Origin of the sequence: Flavobacterium algoritolerans, from assembly GCF_030010385.1 — a bacterium.
In the GTDB taxonomy this organism is placed as follows: Bacteria; Bacteroidota; Bacteroidia; order Flavobacteriales; family Flavobacteriaceae; genus Flavobacterium; species Flavobacterium algoritolerans.
In genome coordinates this window covers 157,798-175,102 of record NZ_JASCRZ010000006.1, presented here as the reverse complement: position 1 = coordinate 175,102, position 17,305 = coordinate 157,798, and the positions used below count along the sequence as shown (strand labels likewise).

The window sequence follows — 17,305 nt, the reverse complement described above, 5'->3', positions numbered from 1 at the left end:
AATCTCATTATTGCCAGCCACCACCAAGGGCTCTGTACAATTGAATTATCGCTTTATATTGTTGGAATTTATTGTCTATCAAGCTTAGTTCCGCATTCAAAGCATTGTCTTTTACATTCAAAACTTCTAAATAATTGGCTAAACCGTACGTCAACAATTCATCCGAATAATCAGTGGCTTTGTTCAAGGCATCGACTTGTTTTTCTCTAACGGTAAGTTTATATGTTTCATTATTGTATTGTGCCAATGCATCCGAAACTTCTTTTCCAGCAGTTAATAACGACTGCTCAAACTGAAGATAGGCTTTCTCCTGATTGGCTTTTGCAATTTCGAACCTCGTTTTAATTTGTCTTTGATTGAAAATAGGTTGCGTTAATCCCGTAACTACATTTGCAAAAATCGAATTGGCACTAAACCATTCTTTCAAATCAATACTCTGAAGTCCGCCTGTTGCAGTAAGTTTTAATGTTGGATAAAAATTACTTTTGGCAACATTTGTCTGTTCAAAATTTGAAATCAAGTTGTATTCAGCTGCAATCACGTCAGGTCTGTTTCTGAACAATGTCGCAGGAACGCCAAGTGTAATTGTTGGTTGTATGGATTGTGACTCAAATGTGCTTCTTTCGATTTTAGCGGAACCTTCACCCATAAGAATACTCATGGTATTTTCAAGAATGATAATGCTGTTTTTTAAATCGGCAATGATAATTTCGGTAGCATATTTCTGTGCTTCGGTTTGCTTAACGCCAACTTCAGTTACATTTCCTGCTATTTTTAATGCGACAATAGTTTCAATACTTTGGTTTCTGTTAACCAATGTTTTCTCCGCTAATTTTATTTGTGCATCAACCGAAAGCAATTGATAATACGTAGCTGCAATATTAGCAATCAATTGCGTTTTCACGGCTTGATTGGCAGCTGTTGTTTGTAAATAAGAGGCATTTACAGCACGCTTGTTACTTCTTATTTTTCCCCAAATATCAGCTTCCCAAGAAAGACTTCCTGTAAATTGATATTGATCGGTACTTCTGTCTTGCAGCAATGCTCCAAACTGACTGTTCTTAGAAAGTTCTTGATGCGTCCAATCGGCACCTGCAGAAAGAGTAGGGAAGTATCCGGCTTTTCCTTGTTTCATGGTTGCTTCTGCCGCTGCAATATTTTGCATGGCAATTTTGATATCAAGGTTATTTTCTAATCCTTTTTTGATGTATCCCTGCAAAAGAGGATCTGTGAAAACATTGTTCCAAGCTACATTGGCAAGTGAAATGGTATCGGTGGAAACCACTTCATTTCGATACAAATTTTCCGTTTTTAATTCCGGTCGTTTGTAATCTTTGGCAACAAAACAAGACTGCATCAGTATTGCTGTAACTCCCAAGAGTGTGATTCTGTATATATTATTTTTCATTTTTTTCATCTAAAAGTGTAACATCTGATTCCTGATTTTCTACAGGAAGTGGTTTTGTAGAAATTTTTTCCTGTAGGGTTTGGAAAACGATAAACAATACCGGAATAACAAATACCCCAAAAATGGTTCCGATTAACATTCCGCCAATTGCTCCAGTTCCAATAGCATTGTTTCCAACAGCTCCAGCTCCTTTAGCTAACATTAAAGGCAATAATCCGAAGATAAATGCAAATGATGTCATCAAAATAGGACGTAAACGGGCAACAGCACCATGAATAGCAGCTTGCGTAATACTCATTCCTTTTTTCCTGGAATCTACAGAAAACTCGACTATCAAAATGGCATTTTTAGCGAGCAATCCAATAAGCATAATAAGTGTTATTTGTAAGTAAATGTTATTACTCACATTGAATAAATAAGCAAATAGATAAGCTCCCGCTAAACCAATTGGCAATGAAATTAATACGGCAAAAGGCAACATATAACTTTCATATTGAGCGGCTAACAAGAAATATACAAAAACCAAGCACAATAAGAAAATATACAATGTCTGACCACCTGCACTAATTTCCTCACGAGTCATTCCTGAATACTCGTAACCATATCCTATAGGTAAGCTTTGACTTGCCACTTCTTCAACGGCTTTAATCGCATCACCAGAACTGAAACCTTCATTTGGTGCACCAGTGATTTTTACCGATGTAAATAAATTGAAACGTTCAATTGCCTGTGGACCAAATACTTTTACTAAAGTCACAAATTGTGAAATAGGAGCCATCTGACCGGTATTATTTCTAACCAATACTTTATTCAATGATTCAGGATTACTTCTAAACTCAGGATCAGATTGGTAAACTACTCGATATTGTTTTCCAAATTTGTTAAAATTCGAGGCATAAACTCCGCCATAATAGCCTTGCATGGTTCCTAAAATATCAGTTACTGTTAAACCTGATTTTTTTATGGCAGCAACATTTAAATCAATTCGGTATTGCGGGTAATTAGGAGAAAAAGAAGTAGCTGCATATTTGATTTCGGGACGGCTGTTTAAAGCAGCCAAAAATTTATTATTTACTTCACTTAACTCTTGGATAGAACCTCCTTTTTGATCTTGCAATTGAAATTCAAAACCATTGGTGAAACCAAAACCAACAAGAGTAGGACGAGCAAAATAGAGTACTTTCGCATCTTTAATTGCAGCGGTACGCTTAAATAGTTCAGCTACAACAGCTGTTATTTCCTGATTGGCATCTTTACGTTCAGCCCAGGTTTTCAATTTTACAATGACCATTCCGTAGTTACTACCAGTACCACTTATCAAACTACGACCTGAAATACGAAGCACTTCTTTTATTTCAGGAATGTCTTTTACTTTATTTTCAATTTGCAATAATACTTCCTCAGTTCTTTCTAATGAAGTTCCGGGTGGAAGTGAAACATCCGAAAGAATAGCACCTGTATCTTCACCAGGAACAAATGCCTTTGGTGTAATATTTAATAACAAGATAAAAATCCCTGCAAAAACCGCAATTCCTAAAAAGGCTAACCATTTGCGTTTTATAAAAAACTCAACTGATCTTTTGTATTTAGCGGTTGTTGTTTCAAATCCAGCATTAAATGCAGTATAAAAACGCTCCATAAAACCCTTCTTCTTGGAACTTTTATCGTGTTCTTTTAAGAAAATGGCACATAATGCAGGAGAAAGCGTTAAGGCGTTAATAGCTGATAATACAATTGAAACGGCTAAAGTTAATCCAAACTGTTTGTAGAAAACTCCTGCTGAACCACTGATAAATGATACAGGAATAAATACCGCAGACATAACAAGTGTAATGGAAATAATTGCACTACTGATATCTTGCATGGCACTGTGAGCCGCTTTTTTTGGATCGTGTTCTCCAGCTTCCATTTTGGCATGGACGGCTTCGACCACTACAATCGCATCATCAACCACAATTCCTACAGCAAGTACTAAGGCAAAAAGCGTTAATAAGTTAATGGTAAAGCCAAATAGACTTAGGAAAAAGAAGGTTCCCACAATAGCCACAGGTACAGAAATTGCAGGTATAAGAGTTGATCTCCAATCTTGTAAGAAGATAAAAACTACAATAAATACTAGTAAAAAGGCTTCTATTAAGGTATGAATCACTTTTGTGATAGATTCATCTAAGAAGTCATTTGCATTAATTAATGTAGCATATTTTACCCCTTTAGGGAAATTTACTTCTGCTTGATCCAATACTTTTAAGGATCCTTCAATTACTTCTTGTGCATTTGATCCTGCAGTTTGTGCAATAGCAATTGCAATAGATTTGTTTCCGTTTGTATACGCATTACTAGCATAATTTACAGCTCCCAATTCAATTTTTGCTACATCACCTAATTTAAGGATTTCTCCATTTTCGGTTGAACGAACAATAATTTCTTCAAACTCTTTTGCATTTTGTAAACGCCCTTTGTATTTTAAAGTATACTGAAAAGATTGGTCGCCACTTTCACCCAATTGACCTGGAGCTGCTTCAATATTTTGCTCCGCTAATAACGTTGTAATATCCGAAGGAACTAGTCCATAAGCTCCCATTACATCTGGCTTAAGCCAAATACGCATAGAGTAGTCTTTTTGACCAAAAATCATTGCTTCTCCAACTCCGGCTACACGTTTTATTTTTGGTAAAATATTGATGTTAGCATAATTTTGAAGAAAAACATCGTCATAGTCAGGGTTTTCACTGTACAGTGATAAAATCAAAATATTATCACTTTGTCTCTTTGAAGTTGTAACACCGGCCCTTGTGACTTCTTGAGGTAATAAAGGTGTAGCACGTGATACACGATTTTGTACATTCACAGCTGCTAAATCAGGATTTGTACCTAATTTAAAGTATATATTAATGGAAGCAGAACCATCATTATTTGATGTAGAAGTCATATAAGTCATGTCTTCAACACCGTTGATTTGTTCTTCTAATGGAATTACTACCGAGTTCATTACAACTTCGGCACTTGCTCCTTGATAATTTGCTGATACAGTTACCGTAGGTGGCGCTATTTCTGGATATTGAGATACTGGAAGTGAGGTTAATCCTAAAACTCCCAAAATTACGATGATAATAGATACCACCGTTGACAATACCGGTCTGTCAATGAATTTTGAAAACATATTTTGTTATTTATTCAATAGTTAGTTTGTCAATTATTTTTTTGTTGGATTGATTATCGTATTAAAATCAACCACTTCAGGTTTAATAAGGGTTCCTTCAGTTACAATCCCAACTCCTTCAATAAGTATTTTATCGTTTATATTTAATCCGCTATCAACTACAAAAAATTTGCCTCCAGGAATTGCACGCACTTCAATTGGAACAGCTTTGACTTTGTTATCTTTATCTACAACAAGTGCCACACGCTTGTCTTGTAATTCTAATGATGCATTTTGTGGGATAATAATAACATCTTCTAAATCTGTTGGGATTTGAATAGTTCCACTTCCTCCGGAACGCAATAATTTATTCCCGTTTGGAAAACTTGCCCTTACATTAAAGGAACCTGTAGCTGCATTGGCTTGTCCGCTAAAGGTTTCAATTTTACCTTTTTGTTCATATTGCATACCATTGCTCAAAACTAAGTTTACAGCTTCCATTTTGTTTATTTTTTCTTGAAAAGACTTTCCTTGAGCATGCATCATGATGTCCAATTGTTCTTTTTCATTTACTGAAAAATAGGCATAAATGGTACTAACATCTGAAATGCGAGTTAAAGGTTCGACTGTTTGACTGCTGACATAACTTCCCAGTCTTAAAGGTAAAGTTCCCACAATTCCATTAACCGGACTTTCTATGGTAGCATAATTAATTCTGGCAACGATACTTTGATAAGTACTTTTAGCGCTAGCTAAATTTGCTTTTGCAGTTTCTAATTGAACATCACTGATTATTTTTCTTTCTACCAAAGGAATTAAACGATTTACTTCCACTTGAGCAGCGGCAACTTTTGCTTTTGCAGCACCAGCTTCTTGGGTTGCCGTTTGTGTCTCTAATTTAAAAAGCAATTGACCTTTTTTAACTTCTTGACCTTCTTGTACATATATTTTTTCAATATATCCATCTACTTTTGCACGAATGTCAATATCTGTAACACCTTCTAGACTAGCAGGATATTCAGCTAATAAAGTAGTATTAGATGTTCCTATTTCGACAACTTTATAGGGCATTACAGGAGGAGCTGTTGGAGCGGTTTCTTTTTTACAGGAGAGCAAGCTTATTGATAACAAAATTGCACTTATAAAATATTTCTTTTTCATACGGGACTATTTTCTAAAATTGATTAATTATTATTTTAACTGTTATTTCTTTCTATTTCTTTGAATTTTTCGATCGTCTTAATTAAAAGTTCTTCTACTTCGCAAACGTGCGCCTTGTAGGCCTTGACATTTTCCATATTGCATCGTTCTTCAGTACACGAAATAGTTTGCTCTCTGTAAGAGATTAATTTGTCTATTATCTTTTTTTCAAAATCTAGGATTTTGATATAATTTGTTAATCTTTCACTGAATTGGGAAGGCTTAAAATATTTTTTTCGATCACCACATAAAGTGTAGTAATTTATTTTATCCATTTTTAGAAGCAGATTCAAGTTGGTTGAAATAGAGCTTTTACTGGCTCCAAGTTTTTCTACTATCTCTTCAAATGTTAACCCGGTTTTGCAACCATCAATTATTAGTAATCCTAGAATTCTGGAACCTAGTGGCGGTAAATTGTATAATAACTCAAAATGAATTCCGAACATCTCGATAAGTTCTTCTCTCTCTTTTTGTATTGTAGCCATGATTTTTTTTGCAAAATTAAAGTTAGTTCGTAATTTACCGAACTAAACGAACTTAAAATTATGTTAATTTTTTAAGAAAACGATTTCTCTGGAATTGTCAGCCTTTGGAATAAAAATCTAAAGTTTAACCATCAATTAGTTATATTTAAATTAAAAGTTAGTTCGTGAAAAAAAAATGCTTAATATTGAAAAGAGAACAATTATGCTATATTTATATTTTTTTAAACCAAATGAATTTAACTATGAAATCTAAAAACTTCAAGAACTCTTTTTTAATGATTGCCTTATTTTCTGCAACGGCAGCTATGGCGCAACACAAATATGTGAATACTCCACCTGAGGTTTCCCCAATGCCAATGAAACCCGAAATGACGGAGATTTGGGAACCGGAAGTAAAAGTAATAACGCCTGCTAAAAATCTTGGAAGCGCGCCTTCGGATGCGATTATTTTATTTGACGGTAAAAACTTAGACCAATGGGTAAGTCAAAAAGATGCAAGCAAACCTGCAGGATGGAAAATTGTTGACAAAGATTATATGGAAGTTGTTCCGGGTTCTGGAGCGATTCAAACTAAAATGGCTTTTGGTGATTGCCAGTTGCACCTGGAGTGGAGCGCACCGGATGTTGTTTTAGATGGAGGACAGGCTAGAGGAAATAGCGGTGTCTTTTTCCAAAACAGATACGAATTACAAATATTGGATTCCTACAATAACAGAACATACAATAATGGTCAGGCCGGAAGTATTTATAAAGACCATCCACCATTAGTAAACGCTGTAAAAACGCCATTGGAATGGAATATTTATGATGTAATCTACACTGCACCAAGATTCAAAGCTGATGGCAAGATTGATGCTCCGGCGAGAATCACCGTATTTTTGAATGGTGTTTTGGTACAAAATAACACTACAATAAACGGGTTGACACTTTATATTGGTTTGCATAATTATCCTTCGTCTCATGGCGATGATGTTATTTCGCTTCAAGATCATGATTCTAAAAATCAATTCAGAAATATTTGGATTAGAAAACTTTAAAAAAATATACTAACGGAGCGCTTCTAACGCTCCGTTTTTTTTGGCTCCAAATCACAATTAGGAACAACTCTGTTTTGAAATCTAATTTACTTATATTTGTTGACCTTAAAAACAAACTTAATAGTGAGTCAAATCAATAAGCTTAAAATATTCAATGATCCCATTTATGGGTTTATTACCATTCCAAATGCCTTAATCTACGATTTAGTTCAGCATCCTTATTTTCAACGTTTGCGTCGAATTTCTCAAATGGGATTGTCGTATTTAGTATATCCTGGCGCAAATCACACCCGTTTTCATCATGCTTTGGGTTGTATGCATTTGATGCAAAAAGCGGTAGATGTATTGCGTTTTAAAGGAGTTTTAATATCTCCCGAAGAAGAAAATGCATTATATATTGCTATTTTATTGCATGATATAGGTCACGGACCGTTTTCACATGCGATGGAAAAAAGCATTGTTGAAGATGTACATCACGAAGAAATCTCTTTACTATTTATGAACCAATTGAATGTGGAATTTAACGGTCAGTTAAGTTTGGCAATTCAGGTTTTTAAAGGGGAACACAACAGAAAATTTATGTTACAGTTGATTTCCAGTCAATTGGACATGGATCGAATGGATTATTTGAAACGCGATAGCTTTTATTCTGGAGTGGCAGAAGGAAATGTCAACTCGGAACGATTGATTCAAATGATGAATGTCGTGGACGATTATTTGGTAATTGAAGAAAAAGGAATTTACTCTGTAGAGAAATTTTTGATGTCCAGACGATTGATGTATTGGCAGGCGTATTTACACAAAACCAGTTTGGTAGCAGAGTTAATTTTGATGAAAATCTTAAAACGCGCCAAAGAATTGACTTTAAAAGGAGTGCAATTACGATGCAGCGAGCCTTTATTGTTTTTTATGCAAAACAAAGTAACCATAGATACTTTTGATGCTGAAACCTTGGATTTATTTGCTCAATTAGATGATTTTGATATTATTGGCGCATTAAAAGCTTGGCAAAAACAAGATGATTTTATATTATCATCTTTAAGCAAAATGATAGTAAACCGAGATTTATTAAAAATAAAACTAACCAGTGAAAAAGTGGCGATTGAAGAATTGCATCCACTAAAGGAGCGTTTTGCATTGGAAAATAATATTTCATTATTAGAAACCAATTATTTTATTTTTAAAGGCAAAATAAAAAATCAAGCGTATAGTAAAGAAGCCGAACCGATACGAATTTTGAAAAAAGACAGCACAATTGAGGACGTTATAGAATCTTCTGACCAGCTGAATTTAAAATCGTTATCTAAATTAGTGACTAAATATTATATCTGTTTCCCAAAACAACTGCTATAAAAAGGTCATTTAAAATCTATTTTTTTATATTTTTGTCGCAATGAAATTTACAGCAGAACAAATAGCGGGGATTTTAGAAGGTGAAGTTGTTGGGAATCCCATGGCGGAAGTTTTTAGATTGTCAAAAATCGAAGAAGGTAGTGAGGGATCGCTAACTTTTTTATCAAATCCTAAATATCTTAATTATATATATTCTACAAAAGCCTCAGTAACAATTGTTAATGACACTTTTGTGCCTGAATCACCTTTAACCACTACACTAATAAAAGTGGAAGATGCGTATGCCGCATTTTCTAAATTATTGGAGTTTTACAATCAGGTGAAATTGAATAAAAATGGAGTTGAGCAACCTTCTTTCCTTTCAGAAAGTGTAAAATACGGAGATAAGTTATATCTTGGTAGTTTTAGTTATGTGGGTGAGAATGTAGTTTTGGGTGAAAATGTAAAAATATATCCTAATTGTTTCGTGGGGGATAATGTGGTAATAGGGGATAATGTAATATTGTTCGCTGGCGCAAAAATATATTCGGAGACTGTAATTGGGAATAATTGTACGATTCATTCCGGTGCTATAATAGGCGCTGATGGTTTTGGTTTTGCACCCAATCCAGACGGAACCTACACTAAGATTCCGCAGATAGGAAATGTAATTATTGAAGATAATGTAGATATAGGCTCATGTACTACAATAGACAGAGCTACAATGGGGTCAACAATTATTAGAAAAGGAGTAAAACTTGACAATCAAATTCAGATTGCCCATAATGTAGAAATTGGTGAGAACACCGTAATTGCTGCTCAAACAGGAGTTGCTGGTTCTACAAAAATTGGAAAAAGTGGGATGATTGGCGGACAAGTTGGAATCTCGGGGCATTTAACCATTGGTAATAATGTTCGAATCCAAGCGCAATCAGGTGTGGGACGTAATATAAAAGATGATGAAATCTTGCAAGGAAGCCCTACATTTGGATACAATGATTTTAGTAAATCATATGTTCATTTTAAGAATTTGCCTAAAATTGTTGCAGAAATAGAAGAATTAAAAAAACAAATATTAAACCAAAAAAATGGAAACAATGGTTAAACAGAAGACCATCAAAACAGAAATTTCGCTAACTGGAGTTGGATTACACACAGGAAAAGAAGTAAAAATGACTTTTAAACCTGCTCCAGTAAATAATGGTTTTACTTTTGTTCGAGTAGATCTGGAAGGACAACCTATAATTGAAGCAGATGCTAATTATGTTGTAAACACGCAAAGAGGAACCAATTTAGAAAAATTAGGCGTAAAAATTCAGACACCTGAACATGTTTTAGCAGCACTAATTGGTTGCGATTTAGATAATGTAATCATCGAATTGAATGCTTCTGAACTTCCTATTATGGATGGTTCTTCAAAATATTTTGTTGAAGCGCTTGAAAAAGCAGAAATTGAAGAACAAAACGCTAAAAGAAATGTATACGTAGTAAAAGAAGTAATTTCTTTTACAGATGAAGCTTCTGGTAGTGAAATATTGGTAATGCCAAACGATCATTATTCAGTTACTGCAATGGTGGATTTTGGCACTAAAATACTTGGTACTCAAAATGCTACAATGAAAAGCATCACAGATTTTAAAACGGAAATATCGGAGTCTAGAACCTTTAGTTTTTTACATGAATTAGAATCATTGTTAGAAAATGGTTTGATAAAAGGTGGCGATTTAAATAATGCTATTGTATACGTAGATAAAGAAATATCAGCAGCTACAATGGAAAATTTAAAAGTTGCTTTTGGAAAAGACGAAATTACAGTTAAACCAAATGGAATTTTAGACAATCTTACTTTGCATTATCCAAATGAAGCGGCAAGACACAAATTACTTGATGTAGTAGGTGATTTAGCTTTGATTGGAACAAGAATTCAAGGTAAAGTAATTGCTAATAAACCAGGACATTTTGTAAATACACAGTTTGCCAAAAAAATGGCAAAAATCATAAAAATCGAACAAAGGAATTATGTTCCTGTTTATGATTTACATCAAGAACCTTTGATGGACATTCATAAAATTATGGCTGTTTTACCTCATAGACCACCGTTTTTATTGATTGACAGAATCATTGAAATGTCTGAAACCCATGTTGTGGGGATGAAAAATGTTACCATGAATGAGAATTTCTTTGTGGGACATTTTCCTGAAGCTCCAGTAATGCCGGGTGTTTTAATTGTTGAAGCAATGGCACAAACGGGTGGAATTTTAGTTTTAAGCACTGTTCCGGACCCTGAAAATTATTTGACTTATTTTATGAAAATAGATAATGTTAAATTCAAACATAAAGTATTGCCTGGTGATACCTTAATTTTTAAGTGTGATTTAATTACACCTATCAGAAGAGGGATTTGTCACATGCAAGCAAACGCTTACGCAAATGGAAAACTAGTTGCTGAAGCAGAATTAATGGCACAAATTGCTAAGAAACAGTAATTTTTTTGTTGATTTGGTTAATCGTGTATTCGGTTAATCGATTAAACAGTTAAACGATTAAACAAAGAATATGAATCAACCACTAGCCTATGTTCATCCAGGCGCCAAAATCGCCAAAAATGTTGTCATTGAACCATTTACAACCATTCACAATAATGTAGTTATTGGGGACGGAACTTGGATTGGTTCGAATGTTACCATAATGGAAGGCGCAAGAATTGGAAAAAATTGTAATATATTCCCTGGTGCAGTTATTTCGGCAGTTCCACAGGATTTAAAATTTGGTGGAGAAGATTCTTTAGCAATAATTGGAGACAATTGTACCATCAGAGAATGTGTAACTATCAATAGAGGAACAATTGCATCCGGACAAACTACTTTAGGTAATAATTGTTTGGTAATGGCAACTGCGCATATTGCCCACGATTGTCATATTGGCGATAATGCAATTATTGTAAATGGAGTAGCTTTGGCAGGTCACGTTACCGTAGGTAAATTTGCGGTTATCGGTGGGTTGGCAGCAATACATCAATTTATTCAAATTGGTGATCATGCCATGATATCAGGTGGATCTTTGGTAAGAAAAGATGTTCCTCCTTATACAAAAGCGGCAAAAGAACCATTGTCGTATGTTGGAATTAACTCTGTTGGATTGAGAAGACGCGGTTTTACAACTGAAAAAATCAGAGAAATTCAAGATATTTATAGAATTCTATATCAAAAAAATTACAATACAACTCAAGCTTTGGGTATTATTGAAGCAGAGATGGAAGCGACACCGGAAAGAGATGAAATCATTGATTTTATTCGAAATTCATCAAGAGGAGTAATGAAAGGATATTCTGGAAACTACTAAAAAAAGTAGTTTTTAGTTACCAAAAAATAAAAATAGTAATAAAAATAAAAAAATAATGGCATCTACATCAGATATTAAAAACGGATTGTGTATTAAATACAACAACGATATTTACAAAATCATTGAATTTCTTCACGTAAAACCAGGAAAAGGTCCTGCTTTTGTTAGAACAAAACTTAGAAGTTTAACTAACGGGAAAGTTTTGGACAACACTTTTTCTGCAGGTCATAAAATTGAAGAAGTTAGAGTAGAAAACCATAAATTTCAGTTTTTATACCCCGAAGGTGATCAATTTCATTTTATGAATACAGAGACTTTCGAACAAATTACTTTAAACAAAAACATTTTAGACTCACCAGATTTATTGAAAGAAGGAGAAAATGTAATGGTAAGCATCAATACTGAGACTGATTTACCGCTTTCAGTAGATATGCCAGCTTCAGTTATTCTTGAAGTGACATACGCTGAGCCAGGAATTAAAGGAAATACTGCTACAAATGCAACAAAATCAGCAACTGTTGAAACTGGTGCATCTGTAAATGTCCCTTTGTTTATTAATGAAGGAGACAAAATTAAAATTGATACTGCATCAGGTTCTTACATGGAACGAGTTAAAGAATAGTTTACAGTAATCAGTGTCCAGTATCATATATACTGGACACTGATTGCTGAACACTGAATACTAAATAAATGAAATTCCAAAAAGTTTACTCTTTAGAAGCAATTGCAAGTATCATCGGCTGTGAATATGTTGGTGATAAAGATTTTCCAGTGATTGGAATGAATGAAATACATGTTGTTGAATCTGGAGATATTGTTTTTGTAGATCATCCTAAGTATTATGACAAGGCATTAAACTCTGCAGCGACTGTTGTTTTAATCAATAAAAATGTAGCTTGTCCAGATGGAAAAGCATTGTTGATTTCTGAAGATCCTTTTAGGGATTTTAATAAATTAACAAACTATTTCAAGCCTTTTCAGTTTTCGAATGTTTCAATAGCTGCTTCAGCTTCAATAGGTGAAGGTACTGTAATACAATCTAATACGTTTATTGGGAATCATGTTGTTATTGGAAAGAATTGTTTGATTCATTCTAATGTTTCCATTTATGATTATACCGTAATAGGCGATAATGTAATGATTCATGCTGGAACCGTTCTTGGTGCTGATGCGTTTTATTATAAAAAACGTCCTGAAGGATATGATCAATTACTTTCCGGTGGAAGAGTAGTTATCAAAGATAATGTGGGAATAGGAGCGCTTTGTACAATTGACAAAGGTGTGACTGGCGATACAACTATTGGCGAAGGCACAAAAATTGACAATCAAGTACATGTTGGCCATGATACCGTTATTGGAAAAAATTGTTTAATTGCTTCACAAACCGGAATTGCGGGTTGTGTCATTATTGAAGACGAAGTTACTATTTGGGGACAAGTAGGAACTACAAGCGGGATCACAATAGGAGCAAAGGCTGTCATTCTTGGTCAAACCGGAGTTACAAAATCAGTTGAAGGAGGAAAGTCTTATTTTGGTACACCAATAGAAGAATCAAGAGAAAAATTGAAACAACTGGCTAATATCAAGAAGATACCAGAAATTCTTAATAAACTAAAGTAATATGTCTGCTAAAGAAATCATTCAGAAGTTTTACAAATCAGATGCGCTAATTGACAACGAAGTCATAAAAGATTTTTTGCATCCAGAAGTTATCGTTGAATGGAACAGTAGTAAGGGATTAGTTCAATTGAATTATGATTCTTTATTAAGCCTTTCCAATGATTTGAGTAAAGCTTACGTTCGTTCAAAGGTTAGAATTAGCCATATTGTAAGTGAAAATGATACTGTTTCGGTACGATATTCTCATTTTGTGAAAACGATTGAGAATCCTAGAGAAGAAATGTTATTGGCGCATTTTATGGTTATTTGGCAAATAAAAGACAATAAACTATTTCGAGGGTATCAAATGAGTCAATTATCATAATTTAGTGTCAAAAAACTGAATACTGAATACTGATTACTGATTACTATTTTATACTTTTGCATAACAATTTTAAAAACTACATAAAAAATATATCATGAGTGTTTTAGTTAATAAAGATTCCAAAATAATTGTTCAAGGTTTTACAGGAAGTGAAGGAACTTTCCATGCTTCTCAAATGATTGAGTACGGTACTAACGTTGTTGGTGGTGTAACTCCAGGAAAAGGGGGAACTACTCACTTAGACAGACCAGTTTTCAATACTGTAAAAGATGCTGTAGAACAAGCAGGAGCTGATACAACTATCATTTTTGTTCCGCCGGCTTTTGCTGCAGATGCAATTATGGAAGCTGCAGATGCTGGAATTAAAGTAATTATTGCAATTACTGAAGGAATTCCTGTTGCTGACATGATAAAAGCAAATAGTTATGTTAAAGAAAGAAATTCTAGATTAATAGGTCCAAACTGTCCAGGTGTAATCACTCCGGGTGAAGCTAAAGTTGGTATTATGCCAGGTTTTGTTTTCAAAAAAGGAACTGTTGGTATTGTTTCTAAATCTGGAACATTAACCTACGAAGCGGCTGACCAAGTAGTAAAACAAGGATTAGGAATCACTACTGCAATTGGTATTGGTGGAGACCCAATCATTGGAACAACTACAAAAGAAGCTGTTGAATTATTGATGAATGACCCAGAAACAGAATGTATCGTAATGATAGGTGAAATCGGTGGACAATTAGAAGCTGATGCTGCTCATTGGATCAAAGCGGATGGGAACCGTAAGCCAGTAGTTGGTTTCATTGCAGGAGTTACTGCTCCTCCAGGACGTACAATGGGACATGCAGGTGCTATCGTTGGTGGATCTGACGATACTGCTGAAGCTAAAAAACAAATCATGAGAGAATGTGGAATTCACGTGGTAGATTCTCCAGCTGAAATTGGTAAAAAAGTAAAAGAAGTTTTAGGTTAATCTAAACTCTAATTAAATATTTTAAAAGCCTCACAATTTGTGGGGCTTTTTTATTATAAATATGAATTAAAGAAATATCTTTGCACTTTATTAAATGCATCTGTTTTTAAGATGTAATCCTAATAAGAACAAACATAAACGAATGGTTTCTAATGGACCTCACGATTTTGTGGGGTATTTTTTTGTCGAAGCCAGTTCAAATAAAAATAAAATAATATGTACAAAGAGTTAAAAAAATTCAAAGTTAGCAATCAGTTTTCATTTACTACAGAAGATAGTTTAGCAGAAGTTTGCAATGCATCAGAAGGATCTGGAGTATTTTTAGTGTATTCAGTAGGAGATGAAAAAGAGTTAATTATGGTTGGTTCTACTGGAACTGTTCAAAATAACGGAACTTTGAAGATTAAAAATGGTGGTTTAAAAGACAAAATTGTTGAAGGGCACCAATTTGCTAAAACTGGAAGAAAATATTCTTGGCCTGCACAAATGAAAATTGAAGACATCAGTACACTAGAAGTAGTTTGGTATGAGACATTCAACGATAAAACTAAAGTGATTCCAACATTTGTAGAAGGACAAGTTTTACAAAACTTTCTTGACGAAAATGGAAGACTGCCAAAATGGAATGTAGCTTTTTAATTATTGAAAGTCTGCCTTTTAATATCTTAATTATAATCGCGCTACATTTTATGTGGCGCTTTTTTTCGAATTATCTTTTTTTGGAATAAAATTAGGCTAATTTCATAAATAATTAATTACTTTTGCACCCGTTATCACGAATCCTTCAATAGGATAGCAACCTGCAACAACAAGCAAGGTGCTAAAACGATACGCCAAATTCTTTGGAAAAAATGTTGTTTACATTCCCATATTTAGCTTTGTTTTTCGTCATAATTTTTAATTTAAAATTATTTTTATGACTTTATTTTCAAAAGAAAAAGGAAATGCCTTTGCCTTGATTCCTTTATTGGTTTTTATTTTTACTTTTTTAGGAGCAGGAATTGTTCTGAATGATTTTTATGCTTTTCCATCGCCAGTGGCAGTTGTAGTTGGTATCATTGCAGCCTTTTTACTTTTCAAATCCACTACTGATGAAAAAGTTGCTACATTGATTGCAGGATGTGGTGAAAGTAAAATCATGACCATGTGTTTAATTTATTTGCTAGCAGGAGCCTTCGCAGTAGTAAGTAAAGCGATGGGTGGAGTTGATGCTGTCGTGAATCTTGGAATAAATACTATTGATGTTGCTTATTTTCCTTTAGGAATTTTCTTGATTGCTTCTTTTTTATCAACTGCTACAGGAACATCAGTGGGTGCAATTGTAGCTATTGGCCCGATAGCTGTCGCTTTAGCTGATAAAAGCGGTGCTTCATTACCTTTAATTTCAGGCGCTTTATTAGGTGGCTCTATGTTAGGAGATAATCTTTCGATGATTTCTGATACTACCATCGCAGCAACGCAGTCATTGGGATGTGATCTAAAGGACAAGTTCAAGATTAACTTATTTATTGCCTTTCCTGCTGCAATTTTGACTATTATGGTTTTCTTTTATCTTGGTTTAAACTCGGATATTGTGACTGTTGCCATTGCAAAAAATGATTTTTCCTGGATTGCAATTGTACCTTATATATTAGTAATAGTATTGGCGGTAGTAGGTGTTAATGTATTTTCAACATTGCTTATTGGAACTTTATTGGCAGGAATCATAGGTTATTTTAGTGGTTCGTTTACGTTAATGGAGTTCACTCAAAAGATATATGAAGGCTTTACCAGTATGACTGATATTTTCTTATTGTCAATGCTTACTGGAGGTTTAGCAGCTATGGTAGATAAAGCGGGTGGAATAACATATTTATTAGTTCAAATTAAAAAAAGAATTAAAAGTAAAAAATCAGCTCAAGCGGGAATTGGTGCTTTAGTGGGTTTTGCTAATTTAGCAATAGCGAACAACACGGTTTCTATTGTAATTACAGGATCTATTGCCAAAGAAATTAATGATGAATATGAATTGAATCCTAGAAAAACGGCTGCAATTCTGGATATTTTTTCGTGTATAATTCAAGGAGTTTTACCGTATGGTGCTCAAGTATTGCTTATATTGAGCTACGCTAATGGAAAATTAGATTTCTTTGACTTAATTAGTAATGCTTGGTACCATTTATTTTTACTAATTTTCACATTGGGGGCTATTTATATTTCGTTTTGGGACAAATGGACAAAGCGATTCTTTAAAATTTAAGAATTGAATTTTTGACTGTAATTGCTTTTGAATTTTTTTTAAAAAGGGAATTATTATATATTTGACGGGTGTAAGATAGCCCTGATAGTAGTGAAAATCCTTTTATGTGAACGTTAGTGTTCATAAAAGATTGAAGCGGATAGCAGGATTAGCTTCAAATAAAATTTAAACT

At 34.0% G+C, this 17,305-nt stretch carries 15 protein-coding genes and 1 riboswitch; of the genes, 11 read left to right on the top strand and 4 right to left on the bottom strand.

Translation table 11 applies throughout. The annotated features are described in order from the left end of the window. Positions 1-7: 7 nt before the first annotated feature. The 4 genes from QLS65_RS13515 to QLS65_RS13500 are packed head-to-tail and all read right to left on the bottom strand — an operon-like array spanning position 8 to position 6,232. Positions 8-1,408, bottom strand: coding sequence for an efflux transporter outer membrane subunit (locus QLS65_RS13515; protein ID WP_282718369.1), 1,401 nt, complete (start codon positions 1,406-1,408; stop codon positions 8-10). After that, positions 1,398-4,568, bottom strand: coding sequence for an efflux RND transporter permease subunit (locus QLS65_RS13510; RefSeq protein WP_282718368.1), 3,171 nt, complete (start codon positions 4,566-4,568; stop codon positions 1,398-1,400). Before QLS65_RS13510 ends, QLS65_RS13515 begins: the two co-directional genes overlap by 11 nt. Positions 4,569-4,601: 33 nt before the next feature. After that, on the bottom strand, positions 4,602-5,708 hold the full coding sequence (locus QLS65_RS13505) for an efflux RND transporter periplasmic adaptor subunit (RefSeq protein ID WP_282718367.1): 1,107 nt from the start codon (positions 5,706-5,708) through the stop codon (positions 4,602-4,604). A gap of 35 nt (positions 5,709-5,743) precedes the next feature. Next, positions 5,744-6,232 carry a GbsR/MarR family transcriptional regulator gene (locus QLS65_RS13500; protein WP_282718366.1) on the bottom strand — a complete coding sequence of 163 codons (489 nt, stop codon included), beginning with the start codon at positions 6,230-6,232 and terminating at the stop codon, positions 5,744-5,746. 242 nt (positions 6,233-6,474) lie between these two features. Here QLS65_RS13500 and QLS65_RS13495 point away from each other — a divergent pair, with 242 nt between their 5' ends. The 11 genes from QLS65_RS13495 (at position 6,475) to QLS65_RS13445 (ending at position 17,133) form a co-directional block, all read left to right on the top strand. After that, entirely contained in the window at positions 6,475-7,269 is a 795-nt protein-coding gene (locus QLS65_RS13495) for a 3-keto-disaccharide hydrolase (RefSeq protein ID WP_282718365.1), read from the top strand. Between the two features lie 123 nt (positions 7,270-7,392). Further along, positions 7,393-8,622 (top strand): HD domain-containing protein, encoded by a 1,230-nt coding sequence (locus tag QLS65_RS13490; protein WP_282718364.1) that lies wholly within the window; start codon positions 7,393-7,395, stop codon positions 8,620-8,622. Positions 8,623-8,662: 40 nt separating this feature from the next. Continuing rightward, positions 8,663-9,706, top strand: a complete 1,044-nt coding sequence (lpxD, locus tag QLS65_RS13485) for a UDP-3-O-(3-hydroxymyristoyl)glucosamine N-acyltransferase (protein ID WP_282718363.1) — start codon at positions 8,663-8,665, stop codon at positions 9,704-9,706. After that, a complete protein-coding gene (locus QLS65_RS13480; protein ID WP_121343316.1) occupies positions 9,699-11,087 on the top strand; it encodes a bifunctional UDP-3-O-[3-hydroxymyristoyl] N-acetylglucosamine deacetylase/3-hydroxyacyl-ACP dehydratase in 1,389 nt (462 codons plus the stop codon). Before lpxD ends, QLS65_RS13480 begins: the two co-directional genes overlap by 8 nt. A 70-nt stretch (positions 11,088-11,157) precedes the next feature. Beyond that, a complete protein-coding gene (gene lpxA, locus QLS65_RS13475) occupies positions 11,158-11,943 on the top strand; it encodes an acyl-ACP--UDP-N-acetylglucosamine O-acyltransferase (protein WP_099715483.1) in 786 nt (261 codons plus the stop codon). A 55-nt stretch (positions 11,944-11,998) separates the two neighbouring features. Next, entirely contained in the window at positions 11,999-12,565 is a 567-nt protein-coding gene (gene efp / locus QLS65_RS13470; RefSeq protein WP_099715484.1) for an elongation factor P, read from the top strand. A 68-nt stretch (positions 12,566-12,633) separates the two neighbouring features. Continuing rightward, complete coding sequence (locus QLS65_RS13465; RefSeq protein WP_282718362.1) at positions 12,634-13,563, top strand: UDP-3-O-(3-hydroxymyristoyl)glucosamine N-acyltransferase; 930 nt, start codon at positions 12,634-12,636, stop codon at positions 13,561-13,563. 1 nt (position 13,564) lies between these two features. Further along, a complete protein-coding gene (locus tag QLS65_RS13460) occupies positions 13,565-13,927 on the top strand; it encodes a nuclear transport factor 2 family protein (RefSeq protein ID WP_282712932.1) in 363 nt (120 codons plus the stop codon). A 94-nt stretch (positions 13,928-14,021) separates the two neighbouring features. Then, positions 14,022-14,894, top strand: a complete 873-nt coding sequence (gene sucD, locus QLS65_RS13455; RefSeq protein WP_282712933.1) for a succinate--CoA ligase subunit alpha — start codon at positions 14,022-14,024, stop codon at positions 14,892-14,894. Between the two features lie 216 nt (positions 14,895-15,110). Further along, the gene (locus QLS65_RS13450) at positions 15,111-15,533 is read left to right on the top strand and encodes a hypothetical protein (protein WP_121342069.1); all 423 of its coding nucleotides are present in this window, start codon (positions 15,111-15,113) and stop codon (positions 15,531-15,533) included. 126 nt (positions 15,534-15,659) lie between these two features. After that, positions 15,660-15,756: riboswitch (SAM-I-IV-variant riboswitch) on the top strand. Positions 15,757-15,810: 54 nt separating this feature from the next. Then, a complete protein-coding gene (locus tag QLS65_RS13445; RefSeq protein WP_282718361.1) occupies positions 15,811-17,133 on the top strand; it encodes a Na+/H+ antiporter NhaC family protein in 1,323 nt (440 codons plus the stop codon). Positions 17,134-17,305: the final 172 nt, after the last annotated feature.

Excerpts from the sequence above, each read along its gene's own strand:
- QLS65_RS13445 (WP_282718361.1), top strand. The coding sequence starts at position 15,811 with ATGACTTTATTTTCAAAAGAAAAAGGAAATGCCTTTGCCTTGATTCCT.
- QLS65_RS13510 (WP_282718368.1), bottom strand. The coding sequence starts at position 4,568 with ATGTTTTCAAAATTCATTGACAGACCGGTATTGTCAACGGTGGTATCT.
- QLS65_RS13480 (WP_121343316.1), top strand. The coding sequence starts at position 9,699 with ATGGTTAAACAGAAGACCATCAAAACAGAAATTTCGCTAACTGGAGTT.
- lpxD (WP_282718363.1), top strand. The coding sequence starts at position 8,663 with ATGAAATTTACAGCAGAACAAATAGCGGGGATTTTAGAAGGTGAAGTT.
- lpxA (WP_099715483.1), top strand. The coding sequence starts at position 11,158 with ATGAATCAACCACTAGCCTATGTTCATCCAGGCGCCAAAATCGCCAAA.
- QLS65_RS13450 (WP_121342069.1), top strand. The coding sequence starts at position 15,111 with ATGTACAAAGAGTTAAAAAAATTCAAAGTTAGCAATCAGTTTTCATTT.
- QLS65_RS13460 (WP_282712932.1), top strand. The coding sequence starts at position 13,565 with ATGTCTGCTAAAGAAATCATTCAGAAGTTTTACAAATCAGATGCGCTA.
- QLS65_RS13465 (WP_282718362.1), top strand. The coding sequence starts at position 12,634 with ATGAAATTCCAAAAAGTTTACTCTTTAGAAGCAATTGCAAGTATCATC.
- QLS65_RS13500 (WP_282718366.1), bottom strand. The coding sequence starts at position 6,232 with ATGGCTACAATACAAAAAGAGAGAGAAGAACTTATCGAGATGTTCGGA.
- QLS65_RS13515 (WP_282718369.1), bottom strand. The coding sequence starts at position 1,408 with ATGAAAAATAATATATACAGAATCACACTCTTGGGAGTTACAGCAATA.
- QLS65_RS13505 (WP_282718367.1), bottom strand. The coding sequence starts at position 5,708 with ATGAAAAAGAAATATTTTATAAGTGCAATTTTGTTATCAATAAGCTTG.
- QLS65_RS13495 (WP_282718365.1), top strand. The coding sequence starts at position 6,475 with ATGAAATCTAAAAACTTCAAGAACTCTTTTTTAATGATTGCCTTATTT.
- sucD (WP_282712933.1), top strand. The coding sequence starts at position 14,022 with ATGAGTGTTTTAGTTAATAAAGATTCCAAAATAATTGTTCAAGGTTTT.
- efp (WP_099715484.1), top strand. The coding sequence starts at position 11,999 with ATGGCATCTACATCAGATATTAAAAACGGATTGTGTATTAAATACAAC.